Source organism: Levilactobacillus sp. HBUAS70063 (genome assembly GCF_038374745.1).
Lineage (GTDB): Bacteria > Bacillota > Bacilli > Lactobacillales > Lactobacillaceae > Levilactobacillus.
The window spans coordinates 142567-168857 of the sequence record NZ_JBANSM010000002.1 but is presented as its reverse complement, the minus strand read 5'-3'; the positions used below and the strand labels follow the sequence as shown (position 1 = coordinate 168857).

Below are 26291 nucleotides of genomic sequence, written 5' to 3'. Positions count from 1 at the left end.
TAATCAACCCTTTCTTATTATAATCTAAATAAGAAAATCCTGCCGCAAATACGCCAGTTAATTAACGGCACGGTTAATTAAGGGATATCCTATAGTCTAGTCTTCCATCACGATCCCCACAATAGCCGTCACCCTCCAAAAATACCATCAATCAGCCTGCACACAACGTCAACAGGCCGGTAGCCACGCAGTGTGAATTGCGCGGCTACCGGCCTGAGTTGTTTTTCCTATCTCATTTTATCCCTTATAGCTGTGCCAAAGCCGTATCGATCGGCGTCTGGCCGCTCTTCATCATGATGACCCGGCCAATCGACCGGGGAGCTTCAATCAGGCGGGCCAGTACGGTAGCCACGTCTGTAATGGAATTCTCACCCAGCGTTTCTTCATCTAGGCTGATCCGGCCGGTTGCGGGGGCTGTGGTCAGAACGCCTGGCTGGAGAATCGTATAGTCGAGAGTCGTTCGGTGAATCAACCACTCATCGGCAAAATATTTGGCCACGTTATAGTCGGTCAAGTCCTTGAGGTACCCCTCCGCCCACCGTTCCGGCTGGAGATCGTAGGCGGAGCTCAACTGAATGAAACGGTGCACGCCCGCTATTTCGGCAGCTTTCATGACGTTCACCGCGCCATTCAAATCCGTCTGCAAGAGGTCGTGGCCGCGCGAACCCGCCACAAAGTACACGGCTGCGATGCCTTGAAGCTTCTTCGCTAACTTCTCCGGCTGGTCGTGGAGGTCCATTAAAACGGCGTGGTCATCCCCACGCTGTGGCTGACGGGAACCCGCCAAGACATCGTGACCCGCGCGCCGTAGCTGTTCAACGAGCAATTGGCCAACGCGTCCCGTGGCCCCAACTACCATTATTTTCATTAAATAACCTCCTAATCCCTAATCGTCAGAAATTCCGAGCTCGCCACGCGACTAGAACGAAAGTCATTGATAACCGCCCGGTCGCGATACCCGAGGGCAATTCCCATGATGAAACGCGACGTCTGATCCAAGCCAAACATTTTCCGCAAGGCATCCGGGTAACGAATGATCTCATAGGCTGGAATCGACTGAATCCCGCGATCGGTGGCACTCAACATCAGCGTTTGCGAGAATGCCCCTAAGTCAAAGATAGCCCAGCTGTTGACCGGCTCGCGCAGCACTAAATAAACCAGGGCGGCCGCGTTAAACAGTCGATCCTGCGACTGACCATAGGTGGCCTGAGCATCGGCCGCCAGCAAATGTCGATTTAGCTCGCCATTAAACGTGGCCATGTTTTGGCGACTAGCCGCGGACCACTCGGACCGATGAGCCACCGGCATATCCGTATTGCCGGCGACACCCCGTTGACTTCGCTCCAGGTGGCCGCGTTTAATCTCCGCCAGGGTCTTTCCCGTTGCCACGACCACCTGCCACGGCTGCGCATTGGCCCATGAGGGGGCTTGCTTGGCGTCCGTCACGATTTCCTGTAAAGTCGCCGGTGCAATCTGCTGGTCCGTAAAGAACCGCTCAGCATGCCGATGCTGTAAAACATCTTTAAATTCCATGTACGATCCTCCTTATGGACAACTTGCCCATCGCATGATATGATGCTTTCAACGTGGCATTACTATACCATCGGCACCACTGACCCAACAAGGTGGATAATGCCTACCGTTTTAAAATTTTAGTGTGTATTTTGCACACCGTTAGGAGGACCGCCGTCATGAACAAGGATGAGTTACTGTTAAAATCCATCCAATGCGCCACGATCGATGAGCTCACGGCGTTGATTGCCGCCTACCTTGAACAGGCCGTCATCTTGGCCGACCAGTCCGGGCACATCATCAGTAGCGGGCAATCGCCGCTCTCTCAAATTCCCACGGACTGGCTCGACGCCACGACCAACGCGCCATTGTATCGCCGCGGACAGCAGGAATTTATCCGCAACATCATTAATCCCCTGGCGTTAAACACCTGGTACCTGTTCACATCCCAATCCAAGGGGTATCCGGTGGCTCTCGACCAGATTCGACTCGCCATTCGCGTGCTGAACAGCTTCATCGATCGCTATGCGTTGAATCCCAATCAAAGCGAGGTCAACAGCCTACTGGGCAAGCTACTCACGCAACCGGACCAGACGGATACCACGCTCCTGCAGCCCTTGCTGGCCGATACCTTCGTTTGTGTGACGGCTACGCCAGAGGCCGGGGCGACCAATCAAACTGCTTTTATCCAACAGCTCCGCGATCTGGTGGCACCACTCCCGCTGACCGAGGACCATCAGCGCCTCATTTTTTTATTTAATGCGCCGGATCTGCCTAAATTGCGACCCCAGCTCAAGCAACTCGGGGCGTTCTTTCACCACTATTTTTTCATTTCCGAACCCTACACGGACGTCAGTAAGACAGCGGAATTTCGCAATATCTGCGACCAATCTGCCCAGCTCGCCCAGCAACTCGGGACCCTAGAGGTGGTCAATCTCACGCAAAAATACAATATTTACGTCATCCTCTCGCAGGTCGATAACGCCCCACTACTGAAGAATACAATGTGTACACAGATTTTATTTCTGCAAAGATACGATCAACGCCACCACAGCGAACTATTCAAGACGCTCTTCGAATTTCTCGAAAACGACTGTAAGATTAGTGTCACCGCGGACAAGCTCCACCTGCATCGGAATAGCTTGACCAAACGTCTGCAAAAGATAACCGACCTTATCGATGTCGACTTTGACAATCCCGACAAGACGTTTGGTCTGCGCCTAGGCTACCGCTTATTCAACTTCTTACAAATTTAATCCCAGAAAGGACCATTTTAACCATGGCTTTAACCCAATTAAATCTCGGCAGTGAACTTGGCCTGGAAATTCTACACCAGCGCTGGTATGCACTCATCCTATACCAACTCGCGCCGGTACCCACCGACTTCATGGACCTGCGCGTCACCGTTCGCGGCATCTCAACCTTTAATCTCCTGCTTCGCCTGAAACACCTGACGGAATGGGGATTAGTGGAGACTCTGCCCGAGGATGACTACAGCTATCGGCTCACGGCAAACGGTGAAATGTTTCACCAGATCCTGCGCGAGTTGGAGGACTGGGGCAACGACACTCTAGAAAATAATTTAGCGATTTAAGTAATTGGACGGTCTCGGATTGAGGCGGTCCTTTTTTATTGAAACGTTTATGAAAACGGATAATTATAGGGATTCTAATGTTGTGGATGGTCAAAAGCGAACACCATGTATCGATTTGGTATGGTTCCTGTATCACTTTGCCTAAGCCCGCTGACAACTGGATTCAAATCGGGTATGCTGTGTTTGTAACAAAAAATGAAAGCGAACCGGCAATCTCGAAAGGTAGGTATTTTCATGAAAATTAGACAACGGACCTGGACCAAGCGCGCCGCCGTCATGCTCTCTTTAGTCGCCGTCACGCTGCCCATGGTCACCACGGTTACCAACGCTAGTGCCAAGGCCAAACACCCCAACGTGGCCGCCCTATTACAGCCCCACGAAGCGGACTACGGCTACGTGGTCGATGGCTATCACCACAACCTCGACAACATGACCTATATGACGCCCACGAGCGATCCCGTGATCGGTGTCATTAACGGTTTTACGAAGTACTGGCGCAACGGCCAAGTGGTGGATCAGGACATGATCAATCTCAACCTCGCCAAATCGGCTAAGGTCACTGAAGACCGGTCCGCCAGTGAAAGTGAACGCGCCTACCTTTCCGATCGCCGCGACCTTCGTTACAACTTAATCTCGGGATTAGGACCCTACGCACCGGCCTTCATTCAAAACGCCGATGCTCAAACTAACTACTTATCAATGCCTAGCGCCCCCTTGCCCGCCAACTACAGCCCTAAAAAGGTCACTTGGGCCGCAACCGACTCCAAGCTAGGCGATCTGGTGAAATTGGTCAACGTTGCGGAGGGCTCACCGTACTCCGGCATCAACTCGCCTAAACATTACGTGGCCATGCCGCGGCCTTATCGCCTAAGTACGGCCGTCAAACCTTTACCGGCCATTAAGAACATCATGGCCCACGCCAAACCGGATTCCTTTGACCTGCCAAGTGGTCATACCACCGCGGCTTTTGACTCCGGCCTGGCCTTTGCCTACGCGTTACCCCAACGTTTCCAAGAATTGGTGACGCGGTCCTCCGAAGTTGGCTATGACCGAATCATCGCCGGCCGGCACTCACCGCTCGCCGTCATAGGTGGCCGAATGACCGGTACGGCCATCGCCGCAGCCGTCCTGAACGATCCAGCCAACCAAGAGATTGCGAAGGCCGGCTACAAAGCGGCCCAATCCGCCGATTTGCTAGGACACAAGGACACCACTGCACAAGACGACTTCAAAAACTATGAAAAGAACCGTCAGAATTACCGCTATCGGATGACCTACGGCTTTGACCAAACCGGCGATACGCACCAAGCCATGCGCGTTCCCAAGGGCGCTGAAGTCCTACTGGCAACCCGACTACCTTACTTAAGCGCGACGCAACGCCGGGCCGTCCTCTTCACCACCGGGATGCCTTCCGGCTACCCCGGCATGGACGATACCGAGGGCTGGGGCCGACTCGACCTCTTCTCCGCAGCCAATGGCTATGGGGCTTTTCTGAACAACGTAACCGTCAATATGAATGCTAAGAAGGGCACCTTCAACGCCAAGGATACCTGGCGCAACGCCATCAGTGGCTCCGGTAAATTAACTAAAACCGGGAGCGGTCAACTCACGCTGAGCGGTGCTAATCGCTACACCGGGGGCACCACGTTACGGGGCGGGACCCTTCAGGTTGCGAACCAACAGGCCCTCGGAAAAGGAAACGTTAACCTGACCAAGGGAAACTTGAAGCTCACCACCAACAAAGTCAGTGTTCGCGGTCAATTCCAACAAGCCAAGCAAGGTCAACTCACGCTGAGTCGGGCCGGTCAATTGGCCGTCAAGAAGACCGCTAAGCTCAACGGAACGTTAACCTTAACCAAGGGTTCCCTCAAGAAGGGCGCTAAGCTCATGACCTATAAGCACCACACCGGCAAATTCAAGCACGTTCACGGCTTACCTAAGGGCTGGCACGTTACGTACACTGCTCACGCCGTTAAGTTAGCTAAGTAACCTATCCCTCAAAATTTAAAGTCAGCACAAGGGCCCGAGACAAAGCATCCCAGGCCCTTGTGCTGACTTTAAATAACTGAAGGTTAAAAATTGACTTAACGTGCTAATTCCCGTAACGATGGTGTTCTACCACTAAAATTAGCGAAACCAGGTGCCTACACCTGCCAGGGATTCCGCCCTTCTTAGCCGCTACTTAGTTCTTAAATTGAATCTTCACGTAGTCCCGGTAAAGCGGCAAACTAGCCATCAACTCGCGATGCGTCCCGTGCCCGCTGACCCGGCCGTCTTCGATGAAGTAAATGTTGTCCGCATCGACGATGGTGCTTAAGCGGTGGGCAATGATAAGCGTGGTCCGTCCCTTCATCAACTCTGTCAAAGCCTGTTGAACCATGGCTTCCGACTCGGAGTCCAGGCTAGCGGTGGCTTCGTCCAATAGGAGAATCTTCGGGTCCCGGAGAAAGGCCCGGGCAATGGCTAAGCGTTGCCGTTGGCCCCCACTGACCTTAACGCCACGCTCCCCCACCTGCGTATCCAGGCCGTTCGCCATTTTACGCACGAACCCATCGGCCGAGGCCAAGTGTAAGACGTGCCATAGTTCTTCGTCCGTATAGACTTGTTCCGCGCCGTACGTTAAATTATGGCGAATCGTCCCGGCCATAATTGCGGAGTCCTGACTGACGTATCCAATCTGTGATCGCCAATCGCTGAGACTAAGGTCGTTGACATCCGCGCCCCCAATCGTGACCCGGCCACTCTGCGGTTGATAGTAGCGTTCCAACAAGCCAAAGATGGTCGATTTACCCCCACCGGAGGGACCCGCAAAAGCCACGACCGTATTCGGTTTAGCTTCGAAACTGACGTCGTGAAGAACCGGTTGACCATCGTCTTCGTACGCAAAATCAACGTGGTCCATCGCCAATGTGGCCTCACTGACGGACTGGGTCTTCCCGGTCGTCAACGCCTCCTCCGGTTCTGCCAACAGATCGCGAACCCGTTCCGTAGAACCGTTTGCCTTGGACAAATCGGTAAAGAACCGGGCCAGTGTGCCAGCTGGGCCAATGATTTGAAAGAGATACATCATGAAAGAAAACATCGTCCCCATGCTCATGGTTCCCGCGGAGACCCGAATCGCCGCGTAGGCCAACACCCCGACAAAGACGGCGAGCATACTGGTCGTCATCACGGGACCCGCAACAGCATCGTAAATCGCCTCGCGTAACCCAATGCGATAGAGATCTTTAATTTGCGCCGTTCCGGTCCGCGTTTCGTAGGTTTCCGCGTTGGATGACTTAACCAATCGAATCTCACCCAACGTCTCGTCGGTCTCACCGCTAAACGTTGCCATGGCATCCTGGCGCTGATGACCAATCTTGCTGGATTGCCGCATGATGGGAAACATCACCAGCATGACCAACGGCACCGCGATAAACATGATAGCCGTCATGCGCCAATCCATCAGCAACATGATCACCAATGCCCCGACCAGCTGGAGTAAAGACGTCACCATCTGGGGAAACGAGTTTGCGAGTAAGTTCTTGATCTGCATGGTATCGTTAACCAAGCGCGACGTCATTTCACCGGTTTTCACGTTGTCGAAGTAACTGACCCGCAACCGAACCAGCTTATGCCACAACGTTTCGCGCAACCGAGCCACGACATTTTCTCCAAAGAAGCCGAGTAGTGCTCCCGATACGGCGCTCACCAGTGCACTGACAATGAAGAGGACGACCACCGCAATCAATAGTGGTTGATTTAAGGCGTGACCTAGCCCGTTAATCAACGACTGAGCTAGCTTAGGCACCGCCAACTGGGCGCCCGTCGCGATGAGGCCAAGAAACAACCCCACCCACAGTTGCCAATACTTCGGTCGGGTTTGCCGAATTAAGTGTAAAAAGCCCTTAGCATCAAATTTGCCAGTCGGCCGTTTGTGCGCGGTGCGTGGCGCTGTCATTCTACGTTCCATTTCTCTTTGCCTCCAGTATGCCTAGAATTTAAAAGTGGGGATGACGCCCCATGCCTGGATGTGGCCAGCCCGGCATATGCCCCATGTAATCGCCCCAGTCCAAGTCGCTGAGTTGGTGCGCTAGCTTCGTTAATAACTGTTCCAATTGGGCCTGCTCGTCCGGGGTCAGTCCGCCGAATAAGTCATCGGCCGTGGCATCGATCCGCTCATCGTATTGTGCAAAGAGCCGTTGCCCCTGTGCACTGAGCCGGACAATCACCGCCCGTTTATCGGTCGTGCTGGGAATCCGCTCGACAAATCCCGCCGCAACCAGACGATTAATGGTGGCACTCACCGAGCTCGGGCGAATATCTAAGATTTCGGCAATTTCGGCGTTGGTCAGCCCGTTGGGGGATTGGGCCAGCACCTTGAGTAGCTTCCCTTGTCCCCGCCGTCCGCTTCCAGGCCCGCCATTGCCATGACCACCCATGCCTGCTTGCCGTCCCACGGCCATCAGGAAGGCCCGATTCTGAAGTAATTTTCCAAAACTATTTAACAAGTCTCGACTCCTGTTTGTCATTTAAAAAACCTCCTCGTATTCTTGATGTGGCTAATATTAGCATTTTAGTTAGTCTTTGTAAACTAAAACTAACTAAAAGCTAACTATTTTAAAAACCACTCCCGGTTAATCCCCGTCACGATAGGCTCTAGAGCTGCTAGCCGTCAAATAAAAAAGAGGCATCCACAACCGGATCACCTCTCCCAATCGGTCTATTTAGCCTGACTAACCGCAAAATAATTCCCCTCGGGATCGCGAAAGTTAAAGGTCGCCGTCCCATTATGGTCCACAATCTCGCTGGCGGTCGTCAGCCGATCGTGGAGCGCCGTGAAATCCTCACTATAGAACATCAGCGAGGGCGTGTTATCGAGAACCTCCGGCGAATATTGCCGGATAAACGACTTCGCAAAGAACGATAATTCCACGTTGGGGGCCACCGTGACCACAATATTCTCCGAATCATCGGGTAAGGCGTTCACCTCGACCACCTCGGCCCCCAACTTATCCTGCCAAAATTGAACGATTTGCTCGACATCATCGACATACAACATGGTTCGCATCTTTTGCATAGCCCATCACCCCACTGATTTATTTGGTTACGCCCATGCTACCATGAAAAGAATTTAATGCCAATTATTAAATAGGGCTGGCTATTTGCTTCAATGTCGCGTACACTAAGTCATGCAGGTTCCCACCTGCCCAGTTGCTCTGTACATTCCAGATGCAACCTATGGATCAACTGGTACCCTCATCTCGGATTGATGAGGGTTTTTTTAGTCTCGTCATTTCATTGGCCACTTGCTCATGCTCATCGGCCTCACTTAATACTATAAACAACCCCAACCACTCACAAGCTAAGGTTCATGGTCAACGTCAATCAAGGCGCCGATCATGAACCTTTTTACCCGTTTCGAAGCTATCTCAGTTAGGCTTGTCAGCTGAAGAAAAGTCCCGTATAATTCTGCTTAACCTGTAATCAGTAACGCAATTACCACCGACTTTCCCGTCAGCTTCGATGGTCTTTTGACCTAAAAAAGGTTCGCTAACGCCCCGCCATTCGGCACGTTTCGCGAACCTTTCTCATCTTTACTTTTCAGATTAGTCTTCCAAATACTGCTTGGTTGCTGCCACAATATCTTGCAGCCCAGTCTTGGCATCCGAGAAGAACATCTGCGTGTTATCCATCGAGAACAATGGGTTTTGGATACCTGCGTACCCGGTACTCATTGACCGCTTAATAACCACCACGGACTTCGACTTATCGACATCCAGAATCGGCATCCCGGAAATTTCATTCCCACTTTCACGAGCCAGTGGGTTGGTAACGTCGTTGGCCCCGATAACCAGAGAAACGTCGGTACTTTCAAACATTGGGTTGGCATCATCCAACTGCTTCATCTGATCGTAAGGCACGTTAACATCGGCCAGCAACACGTTCATATGCCCTGGCATCCGCCCGGCAACCGGATGAATGGCGTAGTTAACGTTGATGCCCTTTTCGGTCAGAACCGTCGCTAATTCCGCCACTTCATGTTGGGCTTGCGCTGCGGCTAACCCGTACCCAGGCACAATCATGACATTTTGCGCATAGGCCAATTGGAGCCCGATATCATCGGCAGACGTTTCCTTTACATCGACAGGCACATCCGAACCGGCACCGCCACTATCACTGTCGCCAGTCCCAAAGCCACCGGCTAAGATATTGGCAACTGAACGGTTCATGGCTTCGGCCATTTGCAGCGTCAGGATCGTCCCGGCGGCCCCAACTAAGGCCCCGGCAATAATCAAGACTTGGTTATTGATAACGAACCCGGCAAAGGCAACGGCCAAACCGGTGAAGGCGTTCAAGAGTGAAACGACAACCGGCATATCGGCCCCACCAATTGGCAAGGTCATCAGCAGCCCGAAGATCAGAGCCATGACCAAACCAAGGATGACGAACCAAATATTCGTCGGCGTTGCCAGCATGAACCAAGCGGCAACTAACATCCCTAAGACCACGATAATGTTAACGATCTTCGCACCAGGGAAGGTAATGGGTTTCCCCGGAACCTTACCGGACAGCTTCCCAGTCGCAATCAGCGACCCGGAGAAAGTAATCCCCCCGATAATCACGTCAAGAAATACAGGAATCGAGAACGCGAGGCTCAGGGCCACGCCGTCACCCTTCATCAGGTAATCGAAAATCCCGATTACGGCAGCGGCGCCACCACCCACGGCGTTGAATAGACTAACTAATTGTGGGACATCGGTCATTGGCACCTTCCGTGCTTTGACCACCCCATATGCGATTCCGACCGCTAAGCCGGCGATGAGGACAATCCAACCTGTAGCGGTAATCTTACCATCGGCCACCACTTCGATAATAATCATAATAACGGCCATAAACATCCCGATGGCGGATAGCCCATTCCCTTTGCGGGCGGTCTTTGGAGAACGCATCATGTGCACACCCAAGACGTAGCACACCGCGGAAATTAAGTAAATTAAAGAGGCAATCGTTTGTAGGGTACTCATTTAGAATCATCCCCCTCTGACTTGGCTTTTGGCTTGCGGTCAAACATCCCTAACATCCGATCGGTAACGGTATAACCACCCGCCACGTTAATCGCAGCAAAGACGGCACCGAAGAAGGCCAAGGTGTAGAATACCCAGCTGTTGGCTTCCGCAGCGATGACGAACGCCCCGACGACAACGACACCATGAATGGCGTTGGCCCCGGACATCATTGGCGTCTGCAACGTTGCTGGAATCTTACTCATGACTTCAAAACCAACCAATAAACTCAGGACAAAGATTGCGAGATTCGTAAATAATTCCTCACTCATCACTAATCAGCTCCTTTCGCGTCGTCTTGATCATCAGCCGGCGTTTCAGGTTCTTCCGGTTCTGCTGGCTTACGTTCCGGCAGTTCCATGACCGACCGTAGCCGGTTACTAATAATTTCACCGTCATAGGTCGCCAGGAGTTCCCCAACCACTTCGTCATCAACATCGAAGACCAGTTTGCCATCCTGATTAAGGTCATTTAAGACGGCCTGCACGTTTTTGGCGTACATATCCGAAGCGGAAGCTGGTAATTGACTGGCCATGTCGCCAGCACCCACGATTTTGGCACCATTTGGCGTCGTCACCGTTTCACCCGGCTTGGAACCCGCCACGTTACCGCCTAAGTCACTGGCGGCCAAATCCATAAATAACGTCCCGGTCTTAGCTTCGTCCACGGACTTCTGGGTAACCAGCAGTGGTGGCCGCCGCCCAGGCACTTGCGCGGTCGTAATGATCACGTTGTTTTGAGCGATGAATCCTTCCAATTCTGCTTGTTGTTGTGCGGTTTCTTCCTTGGTCAGTTGCCGCGCATAACCACCTTCACCGGTCGCGGAAACGGAGGTCGTCAGGAAGGTTGCCCCTAACGATTCCACTTCACCACGAGAAGCTGGCCGAATATCGTAGCCGGAAACCATGGCCCCTAACCGTTTAGCGGTCCCGATGGCCTGCAGTCCGGCAACCCCGGTCCCCAGTACCAAGACCTTAGCTGGCTTAGCCGTCCCGGCAGCGGTAATCATCATTGGGAAGTACCGTGAGAAATGATCCGCGGCCATCAACCCAACCTTATAACCGGCAACACTGGCCTGCGAACTCAAAACATCCATCGTTTGGGCCCGCGACACGGTCCGTGGTAAGAGCTCAAACGCTAACGCATTAATCTTCTTTGCGGCCAACTTCTTCACAAATTCCGTGTCCGTCAGCGGTGCAAGTAATCCGATGAGTGTCTGCCCCGCCTTCATCTGATCAATGGCTGCATCATCTGGTTGAGCAATCGTGGCGATTACAGTTGCCTGCGTAATCGCTTCTGAGCGGTCAACGACTTTGGCACCAGCCTTAGTGTAAGCGTCATCACGATAGAAGGACCGTTCCCCAGCACCTTGTTCGATCAGCACTTGGTAGTCGTTCTTGACGAGCTTACGTACGACGTCCGGTGACAATGCTACCCGGTTTTCACCAGTAGCTTCTTTTAAAACCGAAATGGTAATTGCCATTCAACACATCCCCTTTTTGATAAGCTGTTCACAAGTTAACTATAAAGCATTTCGGGTCACAAAACAATGCCTTCCGCGTCATTTGTGCACAAGCAACAATTCTTTGTGCCACACGGCAGTAAGCACTCCCAATGCTTCCGTAAATCACAAAATATTTTTCCGATTGTACACACAATTTCCAACGCGATCGCCGAAGTTAATTTGAAAACAAGTTTTAACATTCACAAGTAAAAATGATGACTTATTTTCATTTGTAACTTATTGGTCTGAACCAGTCGTCACTTTCTGCTAATCATTCGGCCCTCTCGTCTCACCTTACTCGGTCATCGCCTCACCAGAATCGCGAACGACTGGTCACCCGTTCAGTTGGTTAACTGTCCCATCCAACTCGACCACGTGAGCCCCTATTTAACGGCTTTACAGTTGTATCGGTTGACATTTTCAGCAGATCCCCCTTGCTAAGACATCCCCCACCGGGAAATTGCCTCGGCCACACCGCACTCGAAGTCCGCCGTGGTGACGTGCCTAACGATGGCCTGAACGGCCGGTGTGGCATTGCGCACCGCCACCGGACACCCCACGCGTGTCAGCATGGGAACATCGTTGGCATTATCGCCAATAGCCATGATTTCGGCGGCCGTAATTCCTAAGTGCCGCCCCAGAGCCAGGGTGGCCGTACCCTTGTCCACGCCCACCGGATTCACTTCCATGTAGCGACCGGACGAAAACGTACAGTTCACCGGCTCCTGAACGTTTTGGACCACCGCCACCTTGGCCGCTTGGCGCACGGCCTCACTCGGATTCATGGCAATCACCTTCATGATGGGGGCCGTCTTAAACTGGTCAAATGCGCCCAGCATCGGTGTTGCCCGCACCCCTCGCGTTCGCAGATAGGCCAGGTCATCGGCCCGTGGATGGTAGATGGTTAGGCCAGTCAACGTATACACGTGAATGGCGACATCGAATCGTTGGAGAATCGCGAAAACACGGGCCGCGACCTGATACGGCATCGGGGACTGCCGCCAGACACGATTGTTTGAATTTTCCACGACCGCCCCGCCGTTGTAAGCAATCACGTATTGGTCCGACCGTTGCCACAACCCTAAGCGCTTGAGCAAGGGCTGGATGCTGAGAAAGCTCCGCCCCGTATTGGGCACGAACTTGATTCCCGCTCGCGTGGCCCGTTGGATGGCCGCCACATTTTCCGCGGAAATGCTTCCGTCGGCTCGAAGTAAGGTTTCGTCCAGATCACTAGTGATCATGCGATACATGCTAATTTCCCCCTAACTGAATGAAGAGTCCGAGATAAAATTCCCGAACTCTTCATTCACTAAAACTAAGCTTCATCGTTGGTGACCCCGCCACCCGCTCTCGTCGGGTTCGGTAGTCGCCGTTTTTTTAAGATTCTGCGATGCCGGAAATTAAGGATAAGGTGTGCATATCATCGCCTAAATCATCGTAGAGCTTCCGGTACAGTTGATAGTATTTATTGTAGGTCGCATGTTGTTCGGCACGGGGTTCCACCTTGTCGCCCAAGACCTGCCACTTCTGAACCTCGTCGACCGTCAACGTATCCGTTGCCAGTCCGGCCAGCATGACATCCCCCAGGTTGGCTTCGGCATCGTCCACCGGCGTCCGCACCGCATAACCCGTGACATCGGCAAACATTTGGACCCAGTCCGGCGAGTTCGTGACCCCACCGGCAATGACGATGTAATCACCGAGGTCGCGACCCGTGCTCTCCATACTATGACGGAGCGCATAGCAGACGGCTTCTTGGAAGGCGTGGAACAGGTCGGCCTTGGTGTGAACCAGCGACAATCCGAAGATCATCCCTTTGGCATCGGAATTCCAGATTGGCGCCCGTTCGCCCATGAAGTAAGGCAGAACGACCAGGCCGCGACTTCCCGCCGGCACATCCTTGGCTTCCGCGCCCAGTGTGACGTAGGCGTTTGGTCCACCCTGGTTGTGCACGGCGACCTCGGCATCACCAAAGTTATCGCGGAACCACTTGGTAATGGCCCCCGCCGTGGCGGACCCACTGAAGTTGTAGACCAACTCGCGTGACTTGTAAGGGTATGGCCAAACGATGAGGCCCTTGCCCTTGATTGGCTTGTCGCTGACCAAGGCGGCGTTCATGGAAGACCCGATGGCGGCAACGTACCGGCCGGGTTCGAAGACGCCCATACCAATGTTCGCGGCCCCCACGTCGACCCCACCGGCAATCACCGGCGTGCCGGCATTCAGACCCAGGTCGGCGGCCACATCCGCCGTCAACCGACCGGCAATTTCGGTCGCGTCCACGAACTTTTGTGGCATCTTGTCCATGGGAACCCCCATGGCGTCCATCATTTCCTGAGACCAGGTCCCAGTATTGACGTCGTAGAAGCCCCCGATATTCCCCGCAGCGGAATAATCAATGGACACCTCACCCGTCAGCTTGTAGATAGCGTAGTTATTCGGCGGCAAAAACATCGCCGTCTTCTTCCAGTTCTCGGGCTCGTGATTCTTAATCCACAGCACCTTCGTGTACCCGTAGTACGGGTCAACCACGTCATTACCGGTGATTTCCGACAACCGCTTAAGGTCTACGTGTTCTTTGACCCACGTCGTTTCCTCGGCGGCACGCCGGTCCATCCAAATCAGGTCGGGCCGAACCGGATTCATGTGGTCATCCACTGGCACCCCGGAACCACCGTACAGACCGCTCAGGCCAATTCCCTTAATGTCCGCCGGTGCGACACCGCTTTCATGAACGACCGCGCGAATGGAATCCTTAACGCCCTTGAGCCAGACGTCCGGCCACTGTTCCGCCCACAAGGGACGCGGCGTCAAGACATCGTATTCTTCCAAATCCTGGGCAATTAATTTGCCGTTCGTGTCCATCAGGATACTCTTCGTTCCAGAGGTCCCAATGTCGGTACCAATCAAGTATTTCATCGTTATTCCCCTCTTTAATCAAGCGTTATGCGCAACGGTTTACCATGCGGTGAAGGCCCCATCGACTAAGTAGTCGGAACCCGTTGAGAAGCTACTGGTATCACTAGCTAAGTAAACGGCCATGCCTTGTAATTCTTCTGGCTTACCTAAGCGGCCCAGTGGTGCCCAGTCGTTCCAGGTCTTGATTAATGGCTTCAGGTCAGGTGAGTTCAGGGTTAAATCGGTTCCCATGTAACCTGGGCTCATGGTGTTAACCCGCACACCCTTCTTAGCCCATTCGATGGCTAAGGACTTGGATAACTGGATAACCCCGGCCTTGGTGGCGTTGTAAGAGCATTGCGGTTGTGGCCGGTTAACGATGTGGGCGGACATGGACGCCGTGTTGACGATGGACCCGGACCCTTGCTTAAGCATGTAGCGACCGGCAGCCGTTGAGCAAAGGAAGACGGCGTTTAAGTTTAAGTTGACCACTTTTTGCCATTGGTCGTAGGTCATCTCTTCGGCGGGAACGTTCAGGCAAACCCCGGCGTTGTTGAAGGCGGCGTCCAAGCCACCCAATTCCTTAACGACCGTGTCGACCATGTGTTGAACTTGTTCAGGGTCAGTCACGTCCGTCTTAATGGCGATGGCCTTTTGACCCGTGGCTTCGGCGATTTCCTTGGCCGTCTGTTGCGCCTTAGCAATGTTGATATCTACGATGGCGACGTCGGCACCTGCTTCGGCTAACCCCGTTGCCATGGCCTTTCCTAAACCTTGTGCGCCACCCGTGACATAAGCTTTCTTACCGTCGAGACGCATTCTATCTAAAATACCCATGATAAATTCCTCCTAAAAGATAAATGTATTTTGTAAAACGACTTTCTTTAATTCACGACTTAGCATAATCCCTCAAATCTCAGAAGTCAATAGATTTTGGTAACGTTTTCATATTTTCTTCAAAAAATTAGTGCTTAATCATGCTGCATCGCTTGAGATTCCTGGTTTTCGAGCGATTTTGTTTTTAATCGTTTCTTCAACTCGCGAACGATTTCGGCGTGTTTTTCCTCGGTCAGCGTCACCTTAATCCAGAAGATAACAGCCGCCAACACCAGCAACACGATGGGAATGTAGAACATAAAGAGATTGAACTGGGTCACTCCCGCCGCGGAAATATCGCTAGGCTTGGCGTTCCCGGTCATGCCGACCATCACGGCCACAACCCCCACGATCCCGTTGGAAGCGGCGCCGGCCAGCTTATCAATCAGCGGCCGGATCGACAGGGTCACGGACTCATTGCGCACACCATTGACCAGTTGCCCGTACTCCACGCTATCGGTAATCGTCATCAGCGTGGCCAAGAAGATCAGCGGGTACGGGAAGAAGTAAAAGGACACCGCCAGTAAGACCAGCAGCAGGTTCTGCCCGGCAAATAAGAACAGGCCGTAGCCAATCAGCATGAAGGCAATCCCCCCGATGTAGATGGCCTTGCGGCGAATCAACGCTTCCAGTGCCGGATACAAAGCCACCGAGATAACCCCCAGCACACAGGTAATGACCCCTACCCAGGTGTAAGCGCCCGCGTTGCCCAGCCGGTAACGGAAGTAGTACATCAACAGGGAATTGGTGACCACATAGCTAAAGGCGAAGAGGAAGTACGACGCGGCAATCCACAGGAGTTGTCGGTTACGCCCTATCGCCCGAAAAATGTCGGAAAGCGTGGTGTGCTTGACGTTTGACCGGATCACATTATGCTGTTCTTTCAAATTCAACGAGGTAATCAGCGCCCCACCGGTACAGAGCACGGCGACAATTACCACGTACCCGGTCCACCCGGCTCGCGTCTGCTGGCCAAAGGGCACCTTCGAAATCCAGTGAGAAAAGAGCATGATGGCCGGCGTAATAATCACAATAACAATCTGGGCGCCCAGCGTGGACCCAATCCGCGAGGCCGTCCCAAACTTGGTCCGTGTCTTGGAATCCAAACTCACCGCCGGCAGCAAGGACCACAGCGCAATATCGCTAAACGAATAGAACACGTCCACGATGAGGAAGGTTGCCGCAATCAGAATCAAGTAGATTGTGGGGTTGCTCCAGGCCAGACCAAAGTAGTCCGAAAACAGAAAGACTAGCCCCAGTGAGGCCACGACCGACCCCACCATAATCCACGGTCGGAACTTGCCCCACCGGGTATTCGTATTGTCCACAACGCCTCCAATCATGGGATCGAAGAGGATTTCGCCGACCCGAATCACCACGATCAGCGTCGTGACAATGCCGACCATTTTCTCGTCCGCACTGTTCGTGAACAACTGACTGGTCAAAAACATCATAAAATAAATGCTCAACGTATTATAGAACGCATCGTGTCCGAACGTTCCCAACGCATAGGATAGATATTTCTTCAATTCCAACACCTCACAAAGAATTCGTATAAGTCATTTTATAAACTCATTTGATAAAATCAATTTACTGCACTAGTATAATTGCAATCGCTTACATAAGCAACCGGTTGACCGGATAAATATCTATTTCACATGTAATCACACTTCGTTATTACTACTATGGACACACTTTTACGCAATGGCTTGTGTCCAATTAAATTGGATTTGTGAAATATTCACTTATACATTTTGCCGTGAGACGGTCCTTTTACCCGCCTGTCGTTTCCGCCAACGGCTACCACCAATCACCACAGATCGGCAATGATAACGGTTACACGATTGTCTCAAGTCACTTTCTATTTTGTCGGAATGTGCTACACTGAATCTATCTAGTCTATTCAGAAAGGGGCCCATCATGAGTACCAGTAATATGCAAGCCATTCAGCATTCTAACTATTCGGATATTTACCACCTGCTGTACAACAGCGACAAGCTCTCCAAGCAAGACATTGCGGATACCCTGGGCCTGAGTCTGCCCACCGTGAGTTCCAATCTCCAGAAATTAACCGAACGCCACCTAATCGTCAAAAGCGGGCAATTGAAGTCTCTGATTGGGCGGCGAGCCACGGCCTACGCGATTGACCCCAACGTCAGCCTGAGTGTCGGCGTCGAAATCTTTCGTAGTTTTGCGACGATGACCGTCCTCAACCTGCGTAACGAGGTGCTGGCCCTCCACACGACCAACCTGCCCTTCGCCAACGACGACCAGTACGCCCAAGCACTCAGCCAGCAAATCTTGAGCTTTCTTCAAACGAAGGGCTTCAGCCTGACCCAGATTAGCGGCGTGGGCATGGGCATTCAGGGTCTGATCTCTAACGATGGGACGACCATTCTCTACGGGAAAATTCTGGACTGTACCGGCATGCAGGCCGATAATTTCGGGCAGTATCTGCCCTTTCCCGTCACCTTTTACCACGATGCCGACTGTGTCGCGGTGGCCGAGTACGCCAGCCGACCGACCGACGGTATCTTCCTGTCCATTAGCGAACACATCGGGACCGCCATTATCATCAACGGCCAGGTCTTCAAGAGTCCCAGCGGCCGGAGCGGCACCATGGAACATATCACTTTAAATTCCGTGGACGGGCCGGTCTGCTACTGCGGGCGGCGGGGTTGCATCGAAACCTATTGTTCCGTTAGCTCCCTGCTCCAACCCAACGAGGATCTCGGAACCTTCTTTGCCGACCTGCACCAGCACGATGCGGCGGTCGAGGCCCGCTTCGAAACGTACCTGAACTACCTGTCCGAGGCCATTTACAACCTTCACATGTTTGTCGACCTCCCTATCGTGATTGCCGGTGAGCTGACAAAATACCTCAACGAATCCCACGTCAAGGCGCTCAAGCAACGACTCAAGCAACTCTCCGTCTTCCCTGAAACGCCGGGCTATCTCCAGCGCGGAACGGTGGTGGACCACGCCGTTGCCATCGGCGCCGCCATCCCCGCCATTCAGGCACAGCTGCAAAACATTTAAATTTCAAGTCGTTAAAAGGGGCCGAGAAAAATTTCTCGGCCCCTTTTTGGCAAGTTCATTCGTTTAATTTTAATTGGCGACCGTTTCTACCCAGCGCTTCATCAAGAAGATGTTCAGCACGGACTCTAACGCCGCGAGAACCAGCATCCCGATAATTGGTAGAACCATATTCGTGGTCCCCTGCAGGTTCAAGGTGGTCATCAGTTGATTGACTTGGCCAAAGAAGAAGGCGACCAGACGAACCACCAATACAATGACCACGATGTAAAGGATGGCATCCACCACCCGTTTACCGGCAGCTGGCAGGAAACTATTCGTTGCACTGACGGTCAGATGAATCAAGGTAATCGTCGTCAGCGCCAGAATAAAGAGGGCCAGAACCATGAGGACGACCAGCATGATGCCCTTCGCCAGCTCCGCACTGCTAATATCTCTCAGACGCATGATCCCGTCCAATTCTGGGCTAATCTGTGACCAGGCAATGCCGATCCCCACTAAGTGGAGGATGACCTGCAAGGCGATTAGGTAGAGGAACATCACCAACGAGGAGACCAGGTTGGCCAAATAAAAGGTGGTGTCCTTGGCCGGAATCAACCGGTAAGTATCGTGCGTGAAGGCATTCTCGGCACGCCGGGCGATCAGGATGAACCCGACCAGATAAGCCAGCCCTGACCAGCCGCTGACGGTGCCCAGCACGCTCATCTGGGACAGATTGCCCCAAATCAGGTTCCAGATGAGGCTGACGGCAATCACCGCCAGTTCAATCAGCATCAGTTGGTTAACCGTTGCAAATTTACTCCGGTTGAACACCTTGAATAGTTTTCCAAAATTAGTCATGGTCGTTGCCCCTCTCGTACAAGCTCTCGTAGTATGCCTCAACGCCGATGTGGAACTCTTCGCGAATCTCATCGGCCTGACGATGCGCATAGACCGTCTGATCCTTGACGACCACGATTTCATCTAAAATCGGCGCAATCTCGGAAACGTAGTGGTCGCTGATGACCATCGTGGCGTTCTCCGGCTTCCACTGGATAATGCTGTTGATAATCTTCTTGCGACTCATGCTGTCAATCCCACTGAAGGGTTCGTCCAGTAAGTAGAGGTCCGTGCGCCGAGCCAGCGTCAACGCAATCACCAGCTTTTCCTTCATTCCCTTGGACAGGGCGGCCAGCTTTAACTCGGTATCGATCTGCAGAAAGTCGGCCAGGTCGGCAAACCGTTCGGCCTCGAAGTCACCGTAAATGGTCTCGTAAAACGCCACAATCCGGTTCAATTTCACATTTCCGGCGAATCCGCGAAGCTGCTCGGAAAAGCTCACGTGCTGTTTTCTTTCGGCTTCGGATGAGTGATCCGCCACCGCGATAGCCCCCTTGCCCTTGGCACTGCCGGTAATCAAGCGCATTAACGTGGTCTTCCCGGCACCGTTAGTTCCCAGTAGGCCCACAATTTTTCCGGGAGCCAGCGTCAGGTCAACGTCGTGGAGAATGGTCTTCATGCCGCGCTTGTAGGTGACGCCTTGCATCGTTAAACTATTGGTCATTTGGCTTGCCCCCTCTGTTGGATGTAATGTTGTAGGCTGGTGACAATTTCCTCGTCACTCAGATTCAACGCGTGTAGTTGCTCATAGACCCGTTCTAATTGGGTCGTGACTAATTTAACTTTAAGCTGATCAATCTTGGTTGTGTCCATGGTTACGAAATTCCCCCTACCGCGTTTAGATTCAATCATCTCCGCCGCAATCATCTCGCTGAGTGCGCGCTGGACGGTGTTCACGTTAGCCGTGACGTCCACGGCTAGCTGGCGAACGGACGGTAATTTCTCGCCCGGTTTTAACGTGCCGGTGATAATCTCGTGATAGATATAATTCTCGATTTGATAATAAATGGGGACCTTATCGTCAAAGTTCACTTGCTCCGCCTCCCTAGTGTTATATTTTGCTATTACACTATAACATCTCGAGATAGCCTTGGCAAGCCCAACCGCAAAATTCATCGAATACCTTGCGTGTCGTTGACTTTCCCGTCGAAATTCTCCACACTAGACGCAACGAGATTTAAAGGAGTTTTTTCCATGACTTGGTTTCTAATCATTCTATTTGGCTTTCTAGCGGGTCTGGTGCAGGGACTCACCGGCTTTGGGGCCGCCATCATGATGATGATTTTTCTGCCCAGCATTCTCCCCATCGCGGAGAGCGCCGGGGTGGCCTCTCTGATCATGGCCGCTAGCGTCCTAACATTGGTTCTGCGCTACCGCCACGACATTCACCTCAAGCGTATCATCATCCCCTTCCTGGTCTACGCCAGCGTGGCCGCCTGGTCGGTCCACCTTGTCAAGGTTCTCGACGTCCACCTGTTGCGGATGCTACTGGGGGGATTGCTGATTGCGCTGTCCCTATATTTTTCATTCAATAAACGGGCTGGTACCCAACCCTATCCGTGGTTCGTCGCCGGCATCTTCATGATCATCTCGGGATTTTTCAACGGCCTCTTCGGCATTGGCGGCCCGCTCATGGCCCTCTACTTCCTGTCGCTTGCCAAGTCCACGGGTGACTACATCGCCAATATCCAAACATTCTTCCTCATCGACATCGTTTACATCACCACGCTACGGGTCGCCAACGGGATTCTCACCACGGCCGTGATTCCCGATATTCTGGTCGGCATGGTCGGCGCCATCCTCGGCACGGCGATTGCGGCCCGTCTCCTCAATCACCTGAACATCGGGACGGTGAAACGCTATATCTACGTCTTTATCGGATTAAGCGGCGCCTACTACCTGTTCTTCTGAAGCGCTAACACCAGGTTGAACGTAAACTTAACGTGTTGCTTCCCAGAACGATTGTGTTCTACCCATTAAGTTGGTGATACCAGTTGCCTACGCCTGCCAGGGATTCCGCCTGCTATGGGGACCACCTTCAGCCTGAGAAGCGGGCTTCCGGTTCGCTTGGAAGCCTTGCCAAACCCGCAAGTCTCCCACGTCGCCCCACGCTGTAAGCTGAGAAAAAACCTCAGCTAACACCGTCGACACAGCTGGCTCCACCCCTGGCGATCTCCGGCGAGATGGTGCTTATCAGCAACAGCTGAGTTAGTCACTCAGTTAGTCGTTACGTCGGGTTAAGCCACTGGTTACTGGCCAGCACCTTTGCAGCCGTGAGTTCGCCAAATAAGGGTTCAGCCGTGGGCGTTCCCTTAGCGGCACGGTTCAGCGTCCATGCCGGGAGCACCAAAAAAGCCATTCCAGTTGCGATTGGAATGGCTTTTGTTGACGCCTGAAATGGGGCCGACTAGCTTAGCCAGCCGTCCATCTCAAACTTTTTCATCTGAATAATCTCACCGGCCGTGGTGACCAGGCTTTGTGCCGTCGCCGCCGCTGGAGATTGGCGCGTCTGTCGGTCGAAGGCCGTCGTCAGCGCCGCCAACTCCGAGTCGGCAAACAAGTATTTCAGTGCATCCTGTTGACGCAAAATCAACCAGAGGTTAATGTCCGTCGGGGTGAGCGTTCCCGCCGTCACCCGTTGCGCCAGGTCGGTGCGGACTTGCTGGCGACTCGCGTCCTGCGGTTCATAGATAACGTGGGGCTTCAGATTGTTCTGAAAGATCACCCGTTTAACCAAATTGGCCGCTTCCAGCTCGGCGCCGATGCCATCGTAAATATCGTTGACAATGTTCCAGCTGGTCACCACTTTTAAGCTGGTCTTGACCCGGGTATCCTGCCGCAAGTCGGTTTGGAGCCGGACCTTTAATTCATTGAGATACTGGGGTAGCGCGTCAAATTTGACCGTATCGGCAATCCGTAGCTGGCCCTCAGCCACCGCCAAAACACGCTGGTCAATCAGATCTAACACCGTAGCCAGCACCAAGTAAGCCTGCGTGGTGAAGCGCGTTCGCAGCACCGGTTTGGCATCGATTCTTTCCGTTAACAGTAAATAATCCTTCGCAGTCGTCAGTGACATGCTGTACCTCCTTGTCTTTCATCGCTACTTACATAAGATTAGTATAGCACGCGCTGGCGCCACGACTGCAGGCCAACTATCCGGGTTACCCCGGCGGCACGACGATTTCATTCCCTAAAAATGGCCTGCCACCAATCGGAGCAGACCATTGCCTCACAACATTACCGCTTAACTGACCAAGACCTCGGCCACCAGAATGGCGCCACCAAAGACCAGGACGAAGACCACGACTGGCCAAACGAACTTGAACCAGTGGGAATACTTCATATCCAGCATCTGCAGGGTCGCCATCACCAGACCGGTTGGGGCCAAGAAGAGCATCGCGTACTGCCCGAACTGGTAGGCCGTGACCACGGCGAATCGTGGGATGTCTACCGTATCCGCCAGCGGCGCGAAGATTGGCATGGCCAACACTGCCAGGCCGGACGAAGACGGCACGATGAAGCCCAGAACGAAGAAGATTAGCATCAGAATCAGGATGAAGACCGAACCGCTCACGTGGGCGACCAGCGTCGAGGAATAATGGAGAATCGTATCGGAGATTAACCCCTCATTCATGACCAGGTTAATTCCGCGCGCTAACCCGATGATTAACGAGACGCCGACCAGACTGGCGGACCCATTGGTGAAGGCATCGACCACGCCCTTTTCACCAATCCCATATTTCCCGGTTGCCGTCAAAAACATGATAATAATGGCAAACGCCAGGAAGGAGGAGGCCATGGTTGGGAACCACCAGCCCTGCGACATGACGCCCCACACCATGATCGGGAAGGTCACGACGAACAGAATCAGGATGAGCTTCTTCCGGAAGGTAAATTCGCTGCCCTCTTCGCTATCGCCGGAGGCCACCGACCACATTTTATTAAAGGACGAGCGGTCCTCGTAGGTGTAGGAGAATGCCGGCGTGGCCTTGACCTTCTTACTGTACCAATGTAGGTACCAGATAACGAAGATGGACGCCACAATTAACCCAGCAATCCGCCAAATAATCCCCTCAGTGAAGTTGATGCCGGCCGCGTTGGACGCGATCACCACGGAGAACGGATTAATCGTGGAAAACGAGGTCCCGACCGAACTCGCCAGGAAGATGGCCCCGACACAGACGATGGAGTCGTAGCCCATCGCGATGAAGATGGGCACCAGAATGGGATAGAACGCCACGGCTTCCTCTTCAATCCCACACAACGTGCCCCCGAGAATCATGAGTACGGCGACCATGAAGATCAACATGAATTCATGGCCCTTCGTCTTCTTGGTTAACGCCAGCAGGCCGGCTTCAAACGCCCCACTGGCCTTCACCACGCCGATGAGGCCCCCTAACACGAAGATGAAGACCATGATGTCCACGGCCTCGATGGTTCCCCGCACCATACTACTGGTGATGGCGCCCAAGCCGGCCGGATGTTGCTTCAATCGTTGATAAGTATTGGGAATCGAGACGGCTTGCGTGATACCGCCGGACGTAAACTCGCCGATCTGAATCTTCACGCCAAGCTTGTCCAACTGTTCCTGCGTAGCCGCCACCTTTTCCGTCTTCCCGGAAGGTTTGGTGATGACCAGCGACGAACTCGATGACTCATACGCCAATTTGGAATAGGACCCCGCGGGAATCAACCACGTGGCAATAACCGCCACAATCGTCAGAATAAATAAGATCACAAAGGCCCCGGGCATCCGTAGCTTGAATTTTTTCTTAGGTTGTTGTGCTGATGTATCCATGTTGTCACCCCTTAACGCTTATTTGACTGCTGTTCCGGCGGCGTTTTCCCCCACCGCCATGCCAAAACGTGGCCCAAAGAACGGGTGTTACGCCAACATCCTTTGGACCACGCTCTATGTGTATGCCGCTTCTTGCCGATGGACTCGGCATCCGGTCGATTGGCCAACCAGATTTATTTAATCAATGTTCCTACCTTACCTGCCAGGGCGTCATCCAGACGGTCCAGCGAGGTAATCAACGCCGTGCGGTGGGCACCCGAAGCCACAAAGTCCAAACAGGCTTCGATCTTCGGTAGCATACTTCCCGGTGCAAACTGCCCATCCTCGATGTATCGCCGCGCATCGGCAGTCGTTAACTCCCGCAGGACATCCTCATCCGGTGTCCCGTAGTTGACGTATACCGCGTCAACCGCCGTCAAAATAATCAGTTGTTCCGCAGCAATGTTAGCCGCCAGCAGGGCGCTGGACCGGTCCTTGTCAATCACGGCTGGCACACCCTTTAAGCCACTAGGCGTCTGGACCACAGGCACGCCGCCACCGCCACCAGCGATGACCAGGTTGTCGTTTTCAATCAGATCATTAATACTCTTTAACTCGATGATGGTCTTCGGTAGCGGTGAGGGCACGACCTGGCGGTAACCCCGACCGGCGTCCTCCACGAAGGTGTAGCCCTTCTCAGCCACTATGCGATCGGCATCCTCCTTGCTGTAGAAGGCCCCGACCGGCTTCGTCGGATGTTGAAAGGCCGGATCGCTCTCGTCCACTTCGACCTGCGTCACCACGGTCGCCACGTCCTTGGTGATTCCCCGCTGATGCAACTCGTTTTGCAGGCTTTGTTGGAGGTGATAGCCGATATAACCTTGACTCATGGCCCCACATTCCGGGAAAGGAAAGGCCGCCGTTTGGCCGTGCTCGGCCGCATAGTTCATGCCGAGATTAATGGCGCCCACTTGGGGACCATTGCCGTGGCTAATCACGACCTTGTGGCCCGCCGCCACCAGTCCAATCAGTGAAGTGGCCGTATGCTTGACCAGGGATAACTGCTCTTCCGGTGATTTTCCCAGGGCGTTTCCGCCCAAGGCAACAACGATTTTTGCCATCTGCTTATCCTCCGTTAATCGCCCAGGGTTGCGACCATGACCGCCTTAATGGTGTGCATCCGGTTCTCGGCTTCCTGGAAGACCACCGAAGCCGGGCTTTCGAAGACCTCGTCGGTGACTTCCATTTCGGTCAGGCCGAATTTCTCCTCGATTTCCTTACCAACCTTGGTTTCCGTATCGTGGAAGGATGGCAGGCAGTGTTCAAAGATACAGTTGGGATTGCCCGTCTTTGCCAGCATTTCGCTGGTAATCCGGTAAGGCGAAAGCAACTTAATCCGTTCCGTCCAGACCTCATCCGGTTCGCCCATGGACACCCACACATCGGTGTAAAGCACATCGGAACCCTTGACACCCTCATCCACATCGTCGGTAATAAAGATGGTGGCACCAGTCTGTTCGGCGATGGCGTCGACCTTAGCCAACAATTCTGGCGTCGGGTTCAATTCCTTCGGGCACACCAGGTGGTAGGTCATCCCCATAATCGCGGCACCAATCATCAAGGCATTGGCCACGTTGTTACGGCCGTCCCCCACGTATGTAAAGTGGATTTGGTCGTAAGGCTTCTTGAGCACTTCCTTCGCCGTTAAGAAGTCGGCCAGCACCTGGGTGGGGTGATCTTCGTCGGTCAGCCCGTTCCAAACCGGGACCCCGGAATATTTCGCCAGTGTTTCCACCGTACGTTGGGAGAAGCCCCGGTATTCGATGCCGTCAAACATCCCACCGAGTACCCGCGCCGTGTCCTTGGCGGATTCCTTCTTCCCCATCTGGGTGCCGGAAGGGCCGAGGTAGGTCACGTGGGCGCCCTGGTCGTAGGCCCCCACCTCGAATGCACAACGGGTCAGCGTTGAATTCTTTTCAAAAATTAAGGCGATGTTTTTGCCTTTTAATTTTTGCTGTTCCGTGCCAGCATACTTCGCCTTCTTGAGGTCTTCAGCAAGCTGGAGCAGGAAACCCATTTCTTTAGGGGTGTAGTCCAATAAAGTGAGAAAACTCCGATTCCGCAAATTGTACATTGTTAATTCCTCCTTTGTTATTTACAATGTCAGTA

Annotated in this window: 25 protein-coding genes; 5 read left to right on the top strand and 20 right to left on the bottom strand. The window is 53.1% G+C overall.

Annotated features, from left to right (window positions below):
* Window positions 1-244: 244 nt before the first annotated feature.
* Together V8I28_RS03685 and V8I28_RS03680 are read right to left on the bottom strand one after the other, a co-directional pair.
* A complete protein-coding gene (locus V8I28_RS03685) occupies window positions 245-868 on the bottom strand; it encodes an NAD(P)-binding oxidoreductase (RefSeq protein ID WP_341778772.1) in 624 nt (207 codons plus the stop codon).
* 11 nt (window positions 869-879) lie between these two features.
* Complete coding sequence (locus tag V8I28_RS03680) at window positions 880-1533, bottom strand: nitroreductase (RefSeq protein WP_341778771.1); 654 nt, start codon at window positions 1531-1533, stop codon at window positions 880-882.
* A gap of 158 nt (window positions 1534-1691) precedes the next feature.
* Between V8I28_RS03680 and V8I28_RS03675 the strand changes: the two genes are divergently transcribed.
* From V8I28_RS03675 to V8I28_RS03665, 3 genes are all read left to right on the top strand, one after another.
* Window positions 1692-2768, top strand: a complete 1077-nt coding sequence (locus V8I28_RS03675) for a PucR family transcriptional regulator (RefSeq protein WP_341778770.1) — start codon at window positions 1692-1694, stop codon at window positions 2766-2768.
* A gap of 23 nt (window positions 2769-2791) precedes the next feature.
* On the top strand, window positions 2792-3106 hold the full coding sequence (locus V8I28_RS03670; protein WP_341778769.1) for a winged helix-turn-helix transcriptional regulator: 315 nt from the start codon (window positions 2792-2794) through the stop codon (window positions 3104-3106).
* A 234-nt stretch (window positions 3107-3340) separates the two neighbouring features.
* Window positions 3341-5095 carry a phosphatase PAP2 family protein gene (locus tag V8I28_RS03665; protein ID WP_341778768.1) on the top strand — a complete coding sequence of 585 codons (1755 nt, stop codon included), beginning with the start codon at window positions 3341-3343 and terminating at the stop codon, window positions 5093-5095.
* 193 nt (window positions 5096-5288) lie between these two features.
* Here the strand turns inward: V8I28_RS03665 and V8I28_RS03660 are convergent, their stop codons facing one another.
* The 10 genes from V8I28_RS03660 to V8I28_RS03615 all read right to left on the bottom strand — a co-directional run bounded on the left by V8I28_RS03660 (window position 5289) and on the right by V8I28_RS03615 (window position 16968).
* On the bottom strand, window positions 5289-7058 hold the full coding sequence (locus V8I28_RS03660) for an ABC transporter ATP-binding protein (RefSeq protein WP_445928176.1): 1770 nt from the start codon (window positions 7056-7058) through the stop codon (window positions 5289-5291).
* A 28-nt stretch (window positions 7059-7086) separates the two neighbouring features.
* Complete coding sequence (locus tag V8I28_RS03655; protein ID WP_341778767.1) at window positions 7087-7617, bottom strand: MarR family winged helix-turn-helix transcriptional regulator; 531 nt, start codon at window positions 7615-7617, stop codon at window positions 7087-7089.
* Between the two features lie 191 nt (window positions 7618-7808).
* Window positions 7809-8165, bottom strand: coding sequence for a VOC family protein (locus V8I28_RS03650; RefSeq protein WP_341778766.1), 357 nt, complete (start codon window positions 8163-8165; stop codon window positions 7809-7811).
* 529 nt (window positions 8166-8694) lie between these two features.
* A complete protein-coding gene (locus V8I28_RS03645; RefSeq protein ID WP_341778765.1) occupies window positions 8695-10113 on the bottom strand; it encodes an NAD(P)(+) transhydrogenase (Re/Si-specific) subunit beta in 1419 nt (472 codons plus the stop codon).
* A complete protein-coding gene (locus V8I28_RS03640; RefSeq protein WP_233668643.1) occupies window positions 10110-10424 on the bottom strand; it encodes an NAD(P) transhydrogenase subunit alpha in 315 nt (104 codons plus the stop codon). The genes V8I28_RS03645 and V8I28_RS03640 overlap by 4 nt, the downstream gene beginning before the upstream one ends.
* 2 nt (window positions 10425-10426) lie before the next feature.
* On the bottom strand, window positions 10427-11635 hold the full coding sequence (locus V8I28_RS03635) for an NAD(P) transhydrogenase subunit alpha (RefSeq protein WP_341778764.1): 1209 nt from the start codon (window positions 11633-11635) through the stop codon (window positions 10427-10429).
* 458 nt (window positions 11636-12093) lie between these two features.
* Window positions 12094-12906, bottom strand: a complete 813-nt coding sequence (locus V8I28_RS03630; RefSeq protein WP_341778763.1) for a Cof-type HAD-IIB family hydrolase — start codon at window positions 12904-12906, stop codon at window positions 12094-12096.
* A 127-nt stretch (window positions 12907-13033) separates the two neighbouring features.
* Entirely contained in the window at window positions 13034-14575 is a 1542-nt protein-coding gene (locus V8I28_RS03625) for an FGGY-family carbohydrate kinase (RefSeq protein ID WP_341778762.1), read from the bottom strand.
* 39 nt (window positions 14576-14614) lie between these two features.
* A complete protein-coding gene (locus tag V8I28_RS03620) occupies window positions 14615-15391 on the bottom strand; it encodes an SDR family oxidoreductase (protein ID WP_341778761.1) in 777 nt (258 codons plus the stop codon).
* Window positions 15392-15525: 134 nt separating this feature from the next.
* Window positions 15526-16968: a glycoside-pentoside-hexuronide (GPH):cation symporter gene (locus V8I28_RS03615; RefSeq protein ID WP_341778760.1), complete on the bottom strand. Its 1443-nt coding sequence runs from the start codon at window positions 16966-16968 to the stop codon at window positions 15526-15528.
* A gap of 382 nt (window positions 16969-17350) precedes the next feature.
* Between V8I28_RS03615 and V8I28_RS03610 the strand changes: the two genes are divergently transcribed.
* A complete protein-coding gene (locus V8I28_RS03610; RefSeq protein ID WP_341778759.1) occupies window positions 17351-18469 on the top strand; it encodes an ROK family transcriptional regulator in 1119 nt (372 codons plus the stop codon).
* A 69-nt stretch (window positions 18470-18538) separates the two neighbouring features.
* On the opposite strand, the gene V8I28_RS03605 is transcribed toward V8I28_RS03610, so the two are convergent.
* From V8I28_RS03605 to V8I28_RS03595, 3 genes are read right to left on the bottom strand one after another with little or no spacing between them, the layout of a single operon-like run.
* Entirely contained in the window at window positions 18539-19306 is a 768-nt protein-coding gene (locus V8I28_RS03605; RefSeq protein ID WP_341778758.1) for a hypothetical protein, read from the bottom strand.
* The gene (locus tag V8I28_RS03600; protein ID WP_341778757.1) at window positions 19299-20009 is read right to left on the bottom strand and encodes an ABC transporter ATP-binding protein; all 711 of its coding nucleotides are present in this window, start codon (window positions 20007-20009) and stop codon (window positions 19299-19301) included. Before V8I28_RS03600 ends, V8I28_RS03605 begins: the two co-directional genes overlap by 8 nt.
* The gene (locus tag V8I28_RS03595) at window positions 20006-20377 is read right to left on the bottom strand and encodes a GntR family transcriptional regulator (protein WP_341778756.1); all 372 of its coding nucleotides are present in this window, start codon (window positions 20375-20377) and stop codon (window positions 20006-20008) included. Before V8I28_RS03595 ends, V8I28_RS03600 begins: the two co-directional genes overlap by 4 nt.
* 162 nt (window positions 20378-20539) lie before the next feature.
* Here V8I28_RS03595 and V8I28_RS03590 point away from each other — a divergent pair, with 162 nt between their 5' ends.
* The gene (locus V8I28_RS03590; RefSeq protein WP_341778755.1) at window positions 20540-21256 is read left to right on the top strand and encodes a sulfite exporter TauE/SafE family protein; all 717 of its coding nucleotides are present in this window, start codon (window positions 20540-20542) and stop codon (window positions 21254-21256) included.
* A gap of 316 nt (window positions 21257-21572) precedes the next feature.
* On the opposite strand, the gene V8I28_RS03585 is transcribed toward V8I28_RS03590, so the two are convergent.
* From V8I28_RS03585 to argF, 5 genes are all read right to left on the bottom strand, one after another.
* Window positions 21573-21704: a hypothetical protein gene (locus V8I28_RS03585; protein WP_341778754.1), complete on the bottom strand. Its 132-nt coding sequence runs from the start codon at window positions 21702-21704 to the stop codon at window positions 21573-21575.
* Between the two features lie 48 nt (window positions 21705-21752).
* Window positions 21753-22421, bottom strand: a complete 669-nt coding sequence (locus V8I28_RS03580; RefSeq protein ID WP_341778753.1) for a hypothetical protein — start codon at window positions 22419-22421, stop codon at window positions 21753-21755.
* A gap of 168 nt (window positions 22422-22589) precedes the next feature.
* On the bottom strand, window positions 22590-24143 hold the full coding sequence (locus V8I28_RS03575) for a YfcC family protein (protein WP_341778752.1): 1554 nt from the start codon (window positions 24141-24143) through the stop codon (window positions 22590-22592).
* Between the two features lie 173 nt (window positions 24144-24316).
* Window positions 24317-25243, bottom strand: coding sequence for a carbamate kinase (gene arcC / locus V8I28_RS03570; RefSeq protein WP_341778751.1), 927 nt, complete (start codon window positions 25241-25243; stop codon window positions 24317-24319).
* A gap of 14 nt (window positions 25244-25257) precedes the next feature.
* Complete coding sequence (gene argF / locus V8I28_RS03565; protein ID WP_341778750.1) at window positions 25258-26256, bottom strand: ornithine carbamoyltransferase; 999 nt, start codon at window positions 26254-26256, stop codon at window positions 25258-25260.
* Window positions 26257-26291 lie beyond the last annotated feature (35 nt).

What these genes read in the sequence shown, in the direction of transcription:
- V8I28_RS03685 (WP_341778772.1), bottom strand. Translation starts at nt 868, where the DNA reads ATGAAAATAATGGTAGTTGGGGCCACGGGACGCGTTGGCCAATTGCTC.
- V8I28_RS03680 (WP_341778771.1), bottom strand. Translation starts at nt 1,533, where the DNA reads ATGGAATTTAAAGATGTTTTACAGCATCGGCATGCTGAGCGGTTCTTT.
- V8I28_RS03675 (WP_341778770.1), top strand. Translation starts at nt 1,692, where the DNA reads ATGAACAAGGATGAGTTACTGTTAAAATCCATCCAATGCGCCACGATC.
- V8I28_RS03670 (WP_341778769.1), top strand. Translation starts at nt 2,792, where the DNA reads ATGGCTTTAACCCAATTAAATCTCGGCAGTGAACTTGGCCTGGAAATT.
- V8I28_RS03665 (WP_341778768.1), top strand. Translation starts at nt 3,341, where the DNA reads ATGAAAATTAGACAACGGACCTGGACCAAGCGCGCCGCCGTCATGCTC.
- V8I28_RS03660 (WP_445928176.1), bottom strand. Translation starts at nt 7,058, where the DNA reads ATGGAACGTAGAATGACAGCGCCACGCACCGCGCACAAACGGCCGACT.
- V8I28_RS03655 (WP_341778767.1), bottom strand. Translation starts at nt 7,617, where the DNA reads ATGACAAACAGGAGTCGAGACTTGTTAAATAGTTTTGGAAAATTACTT.
- V8I28_RS03650 (WP_341778766.1), bottom strand. Translation starts at nt 8,165, where the DNA reads ATGCAAAAGATGCGAACCATGTTGTATGTCGATGATGTCGAGCAAATC.
- V8I28_RS03645 (WP_341778765.1), bottom strand. Translation starts at nt 10,113, where the DNA reads ATGAGTACCCTACAAACGATTGCCTCTTTAATTTACTTAATTTCCGCG.
- V8I28_RS03640 (WP_233668643.1), bottom strand. Translation starts at nt 10,424, where the DNA reads ATGAGTGAGGAATTATTTACGAATCTCGCAATCTTTGTCCTGAGTTTA.
- V8I28_RS03635 (WP_341778764.1), bottom strand. Translation starts at nt 11,635, where the DNA reads ATGGCAATTACCATTTCGGTTTTAAAAGAAGCTACTGGTGAAAACCGG.
- V8I28_RS03630 (WP_341778763.1), bottom strand. Translation starts at nt 12,906, where the DNA reads ATGTATCGCATGATCACTAGTGATCTGGACGAAACCTTACTTCGAGCC.
- V8I28_RS03625 (WP_341778762.1), bottom strand. Translation starts at nt 14,575, where the DNA reads ATGAAATACTTGATTGGTACCGACATTGGGACCTCTGGAACGAAGAGT.
- V8I28_RS03620 (WP_341778761.1), bottom strand. Translation starts at nt 15,391, where the DNA reads ATGGGTATTTTAGATAGAATGCGTCTCGACGGTAAGAAAGCTTATGTC.
- V8I28_RS03610 (WP_341778759.1), top strand. Translation starts at nt 17,351, where the DNA reads ATGAGTACCAGTAATATGCAAGCCATTCAGCATTCTAACTATTCGGAT.
- V8I28_RS03605 (WP_341778758.1), bottom strand. Translation starts at nt 19,306, where the DNA reads ATGACTAATTTTGGAAAACTATTCAAGGTGTTCAACCGGAGTAAATTT.
- V8I28_RS03600 (WP_341778757.1), bottom strand. Translation starts at nt 20,009, where the DNA reads ATGACCAATAGTTTAACGATGCAAGGCGTCACCTACAAGCGCGGCATG.
- V8I28_RS03590 (WP_341778755.1), top strand. Translation starts at nt 20,540, where the DNA reads ATGACTTGGTTTCTAATCATTCTATTTGGCTTTCTAGCGGGTCTGGTG.
- V8I28_RS03585 (WP_341778754.1), bottom strand. Translation starts at nt 21,704, where the DNA reads ATGGCTTTTTTGGTGCTCCCGGCATGGACGCTGAACCGTGCCGCTAAG.
- V8I28_RS03580 (WP_341778753.1), bottom strand. Translation starts at nt 22,421, where the DNA reads ATGTCACTGACGACTGCGAAGGATTATTTACTGTTAACGGAAAGAATC.
- V8I28_RS03575 (WP_341778752.1), bottom strand. Translation starts at nt 24,143, where the DNA reads ATGGATACATCAGCACAACAACCTAAGAAAAAATTCAAGCTACGGATG.
- arcC (WP_341778751.1), bottom strand. Translation starts at nt 25,243, where the DNA reads ATGGCAAAAATCGTTGTTGCCTTGGGCGGAAACGCCCTGGGAAAATCA.
- argF (WP_341778750.1), bottom strand. Translation starts at nt 26,256, where the DNA reads ATGTACAATTTGCGGAATCGGAGTTTTCTCACTTTATTGGACTACACC.